This is a genomic window from Bacteroidota bacterium, assembly GCA_034723125.1.
GTDB lineage: Bacteria > Bacteroidota > Bacteroidia > CAILMK01 > JAAYUY01 > JAYEOP01.
In genome coordinates this window covers 1-6,028 of the sequence record JAYEOP010000025.1, presented here as the reverse complement: position 1 = coordinate 6,028, position 6,028 = coordinate 1, and the positions used below count along the sequence as shown (strand labels likewise).

Sequence of the window (6,028 nt, the reverse complement as noted above, 5' to 3'; positions counted from 1 at the left end):
CAAGCCGAACAACTCACTATACTTGCACATTACAAAGGAGAAGTTGCAATAAAAGAAGGCAACACTAATGAATTACTAAAAATTCAAAACGAACTACAAGAATTAGGTTTGAATGTGAAATTGAATTGAATAATTGAAAATTATAAATATTATTTTTCCGCCTTGTCATTTAATTTTTTTTCGTAATATTGCCCCACAATAATGTAATTTTTTTAAAAAGATTGCAATAACATAAGATTTATAGGAAGTTACTATTTTTTTATTAACTTTTAAAAATATAAAATTATGAAAAAAATAATAATAACATTAATAATATCGATAACAGTTTTAAGTCAAGCATATTCACAATTTGTAGATATTCATCCTAAAATGTTTTCCCAGCTTCAAAGTAGTAGCGGAATTTGTTTTACAAATTATAAAAACGGTTATCTTTTATCGTACTCAGATAGTCTTAAAAAAATGATATTATTTAGAACAGTTAATATGGGAAAATCATGGGTAATACAAAATCACTCATCTGCCATGGGAATAATGTTCATAAATGATTCAACTGGGTTTGGTAAAGGAAACTCCTTATATAGAACAATCGACTATGGGAAATCATTTCAGGTATTAACTAACTCACCATATATTAGTCATAATAAAATTGAAGGTATTTACCTTCCGACTAATAAAGACGTATTTCTTAATACACCTTATGATGGAGTATTTAAAAGTTCTGATTTAGGTAATACATGGTCACAAGTTCATGATAATATGTTATGGAGTATTAATTTTATAAATGATTCTATTGGTTATGCAACTTCATATATAAATGATAGCTTTTACTTATATGTAACCCATAACAAAGGAAATTCATGGAATCAAAGCTATAAATTACCATACTACACAGCCGAAATACAATTCCTTAATAGTGATACAGCTTATGGGTCAAGTATCTTAGGATATATGGGTTCATTTAATGGTGGTAAAAGTTGGGATACATTTCCTGATTTTACAGATAAATCTATTTATGATATGTATTTTATTAATCCAACAACTGGTTTTATTTATGATCACACAGGTATTTACAAAACCACTGACGCAGGAGAATCATGGCATTTTTTCGTTAAACCTCCTCCTTCTCTATCTGGAAATCAAATGCAACTTATTTACGAAAATTCCAAATTGTACATCTATATAAACGACTGGAATTCTGGCTCTACTAAAATTATAAGGGGAATTTTTGACAGCACTCAAATATGGAACTCAACAAAAGAAATAATACAAAAGGATATTTCAGAGAAATTTAAAGTTTATCCTAATCCTGCTCAAAGTAAAATTACAATTACTTACACCGGTTTTATTGCTTTTGATACAAAGGTCAGAATTTACGATATTCAAGGAAAACTAATAAAAGAACAACAACTTGCTTTGTATAAAACTGTAATTGATATTAAAGATTTTGATAAAGGAATTTATTTTGTAAAGATTAAAGATGGTGATGGGGTTTTTGTGGAGAAGGTGGTGAAGAATTAACTCACCCTCGGTCCCTCTCTAAAATTAGAGAGGGAAGAAGAGAAAATTGCTTGATGGAAACTTTTAAAAAATTTCATTCTTAAAAACAGCTTTATATCACATATCAACCAACAACTCCTTAAGGAAACAAAGTACCCATCATTCTTGCAAAAGGAATACTTTCTCGCACATGATCAATTTTACAAATCCATGACACAAGTCGTTCTAAACCAAGACCAAAACCTGCATGAGGAACAGAACCAAATCTTCTGATGTCAAGATACCATTCAAAAGCCTCCATTGGAAGTTTGTGTTTTTTTATTCCATCAATTAATATTTTTTCACTTGTTTCTCTTTCACCACCGCCAACAATTTCGCCATAACCTTCAGGTGCTAAAACGTCAACTCCTTTTACCAATTTTGGATTACCTTCAACTTCTTTCATGTAAAAAGCCTTAATTTCTTTTGGCCAGTTGTAAATCATTATCGGAGTATCAAACAATCTTGTTAAAACAGTTTCATCCGAGCCACCAAAATCACTACCATATTTAAACAATTCAGCAGATTTCAACCAATTAGGAATATTACGTTCATCTTCCTGAAGTTTTTTTAATTCAATCTTTTCTAATCTGTTTTTATTTTCAAGAAAATTTCTTTTACCCTTTTTTATTCCTCCCTGAGATAAAATACTTTCTCTTTCGGCAATTTTGCTTTCAACATCACTAATTTCTTCTTTTGTTTTCTTTAGGTCTTCTTTCAAAATTTCAAGAGCATTTTTACCATCAACATTTTTATTACCTTTTAAGATTTCAACAGCCTCGTCATAAGTAAGTTTAGGAAAAGATTTTGTAATATTTTCTAAAATAGTAGTATCTCTTTCAAGTATTTCCAGTTCTTTTTTATTATTTTTAAGAATATCTTGAATTACATATCTGATAAAATCTTCTATCAGATCCATATTTTTTTCATTGTTGTAAAAAGCCATTTCCGGTTCAATCATCCAAAATTCCGATAAATGCCTTCTTGTTTTAGATTTTTCAGCTCTGAATGTTGGACCAAAAGTATAAATCAATCCCATTGCCATTGCCATAGCTTCACCATACAACTGCCCCGACTGAGAAAGATATGCAGGGTCGTCAAAAAAATCTGTTTTAAATAAAGTACTTGTTCCTTCCACAGCATTTCCTGTAAAAATTGGAGAATCCATTTGGACAAATCCTCTTTCCTGAAAAAAGTTATGAATAGAAAAAATAATCCTATTTCGCACTCTCATGATTGCCCATTGTTTTGAAGAACGCAACCATAAATGACGATTTTCCATTAAAAAATCAACTCCATGTTCTTTTTTAGAGATAGGATAGTCTATAGTTTCGTGATAAATTTTAACATCACTAACATGAATTTCATAACCTCCAACTTGCTTCTCATCTTTTACAACCACTCCTGAAATAAAAAGTGAAGATTCAAGACCAAGTTTTTTCACATTTTCAAACAGCTCTGTTTCAACATCTTCTGCATTAACTATACATTGAGCAAAGCCTGAACCATCTCTAATGATTAGAAATACAATTCCCTTTGCTGTTCTCTTATTCATTACCCATCCCTGAATATTAACAACTTTCTTATTAAAATTTTGTAATTCGCTAATATAAATCGTATCTTTACCCAATAATTTCATGTTTTTTTTTTTGCAAATTTAAACTTATTTTCATGTCATTTAGTATATTTGAATAAAATTTCAAAGGGGATTAACGAAGATGCTTAAACAATCATTAAATCAAAAGCTACAACAAAAGCTATCTCCTCAGCAAATTCAGTTTGTACAACTGCTACAATTGAATACTACTGAGATCATCAATAAAGTTGATGAAGAAATTGCCGAAAATGCGGCATTGGATAAAAATGAAGATGATTCTGACAATAAAGAAGATAAAAATGAGGAAAATAACTCAGAAGACAGTTCTTCGGAAGAAGATAACTTAGAAGCAGAACTATCTGATTATATGAATGATGAAGATAATTTTCAATTATATACTCCAAATTATAATCAGCAAGAAGAAAGAAAAGAAATCCCAATTGCAGACTTCAAAACTCTTTACGATAATCTTATTGAGCAATTAAATACAATGGAACTCACGGAACGGCAAAAAGAACTTGCCAACCATCTAATTGGAATGATAGAAGAAGATGGATATTTGAGAAGACCATTAAAAAGTATTGCCTACGACCTTGCATTTATCAATAATATTACAACCAATGAAGAAGAATTAGCGACTGTTTTAAAAGAAATACAGACTATTGACCCTCCCGGAATTGGTGCACGTAATCTTGAAGAATGTCTTTTAATTCAACTTGAGGCAAAAGAAAAAGAGGAAGGAGAATCGGAAAATATTGATCTTGCTAAAACAATTATTTCATCCCATATTAAGTTACTGGCAAACAAACATTATGAAAAACTAATGAAGAATGTTGGTATTACTAAAGATAAACTAAAAGAAATAATTAATGTAATAACACACCTTAACCCAAAGCCGGGTGAATCACAAATAAACGTAAAAACACAATACATTACTCCAGATTTCCTTGTTAACCAGCTCAGTAATGGCGAATTTGAAATATCACTTAATTCTCACAATACTCCTCATTTAAAAATAAACAGAGGATTTAAAGAAAAACTTGAAAGTTATAAAGCTCAAAAAAAAGAAAATAAAAAATTAAAAGATGAGCTACAATTTATAAAGCAAAAACTCGACAATGCAAAATGGTTTATTGAAGCAATTAAGCAAAGACAACAAACATTACTTATGACAATGAGTACTATTGTTGACCTTCAAAAACCCTTTTTCAAAACAGGAGATTACACCAAGCTTACACCAATGATATTAAAAGATATTGCAGAAAAAATTGAAATGGATATTTCAACAGTATCAAGAGTGGTAAGTAGCAAATATGCTCAAACAGACAATGGTATCATCCCTTTACGGGATTGCTTTTCAGAAGGAATTATGACAACTTCAGGTGTAGAAGTTTCTAACAAAGAAGTTAAAAGAATACTTAAGGAAATGATTGAAAATGAAAGTAAAAAGAAACCATTGACTGATGAAAAACTAACAACAATGCTTAACAAAAAAGGATATAATATTGCAAGAAGAACAGTCGCAAAATACAGAGAGCAAATGAAAATCCCTGTTGCAAGATTGAGAAAAGAATTGTAATTTTACAACCATGCAATATCGCATAGCTAATTTTTTATCATCTATTTTTCATCCTATTTTTTACTTTTTTTACGTCTTCGTTTATCTGCTATTTTTTACAGATATTTTTTTACCTTTTGTTCACACTTATAAAATATGGATAATTCTAAGCTATTTATTTCTTAATTCAATAGTTATCCCTGTCATTTTAATTTATTTTTTTCAAAAAGATTTTAAAATGGAGGATAGAAAAAAAAGAACAATACCTTATTTAATAATTATTGCAGTTTATATTTTGATATTTTTATTCTTTAAAAAATTTCTCCTTCCTCAAATTATTATTAAATATTTAATTGCTATTATTTCAGGAATGCTAATTCTTACAATAATTAATTATTTTAAAAAACTTAGCTTACACACTACAGCCTTAGGTGCTGTACTTGCCTTATTTATTATTTTATTTTTTAATGAGCCCAATACCTATTTTTCCAATCTCATTTTCATTACCATCATTGCAGGAGCTGTAAGTTCTTCAAGATTGTTTCTTAAAACACATACTAATTTTGAAATCTTCGGTGGTTTTGTTCTTGGAATTTCTGTAATGCTTTTGCAAATGTTGTTTTAGGGGGGGGACTATAAATATATTTCTTTTAAGAAACAAAGATAATGAATAAGATGCATGTTAGTTCATAATATATATTTAGTGGCACTAAGAAAACTTTGTATTACTCATTATACTTGGGCTTTGAATTTAAAATGGATGTGAATGTAAAAGTCATTCAATTGTCATTAATAGTCATTTAGCCAAGCTGTCATTAGGCTTTGTAACTTAATGATAATTTAATGACAATCAAATGACTACTTTATGACAATAGATTCAAGCGACAAAATACACATAATATTTTAACAGTCAAAAACATACGAGTTTTCTTATAGCCACTATTTAGTGTCTCTAAGAAAACTATGAAATTTACTGACCACAAAAATTGCTCAGTGTCATCTTTTTACTTCAAAATTATTTATTCCTTGTTTCGCAACCGCTAAAGCTACAGCAAACGTGGTCAGTATTCATTATTAATAAATACGACACAATTAAATTTTCAAAATAATGAAAATACTAAAATTAAGATTTAATTACTGCTGAAAAGTTTGCTATGAAAATCGGTGTTTATAACTCCGACCTATTGATTAACAGGATTTTTTGCTCCCCCGGTTCCGCAATTGCGGAACGACCTATTGATTAACAGGATTTTTGGCTCCCCCGGTTGGACTCGAACCAACGACCTATTGATTAACAGTCAACCGCTCTAACCAGCTGAGCTACGGAGGAATATCAT

General features: G+C 29.6%; 4 protein-coding genes and 1 tRNA gene. 3 read left to right on the top strand and 2 right to left on the bottom strand.

What is annotated here, in order from left to right; translation table 11 throughout:
• The first annotated feature begins 285 nt into the window (after nucleotides 1-285).
• Entirely contained in the window at nucleotides 286-1,518 is a 1,233-nt protein-coding gene (locus U9R42_01100) for a T9SS type A sorting domain-containing protein (GenBank protein MEA3494612.1), read from the top strand.
• 118 nt (nucleotides 1,519-1,636) lie between these two features.
• Here U9R42_01100 and U9R42_01095 read toward each other — a convergent pair whose 3' ends face one another.
• Nucleotides 1,637-3,175: an asparagine--tRNA ligase gene (locus U9R42_01095; protein MEA3494611.1), complete on the bottom strand. Its 1,539-nt coding sequence runs from the start codon at nucleotides 3,173-3,175 to the stop codon at nucleotides 1,637-1,639.
• Nucleotides 3,176-3,254: 79 nt separating this feature from the next.
• Between U9R42_01095 and rpoN the strand changes: the two genes are divergently transcribed.
• Complete coding sequence (gene rpoN / locus U9R42_01090; GenBank protein ID MEA3494610.1) at nucleotides 3,255-4,712, top strand: RNA polymerase factor sigma-54; 1,458 nt, start codon at nucleotides 3,255-3,257, stop codon at nucleotides 4,710-4,712.
• A gap of 217 nt (nucleotides 4,713-4,929) precedes the next feature.
• Nucleotides 4,930-5,316: a hypothetical protein gene (locus U9R42_01085; GenBank protein MEA3494609.1), complete on the top strand. Its 387-nt coding sequence runs from the start codon at nucleotides 4,930-4,932 to the stop codon at nucleotides 5,314-5,316.
• Between the two features lie 628 nt (nucleotides 5,317-5,944).
• Here the strand turns inward: U9R42_01085 and U9R42_01080 are convergent.
• A tRNA-Asn gene (locus tag U9R42_01080) sits at nucleotides 5,945-6,021 on the bottom strand.
• Between the last annotated feature and the right edge of the window lie 7 nt (nucleotides 6,022-6,028).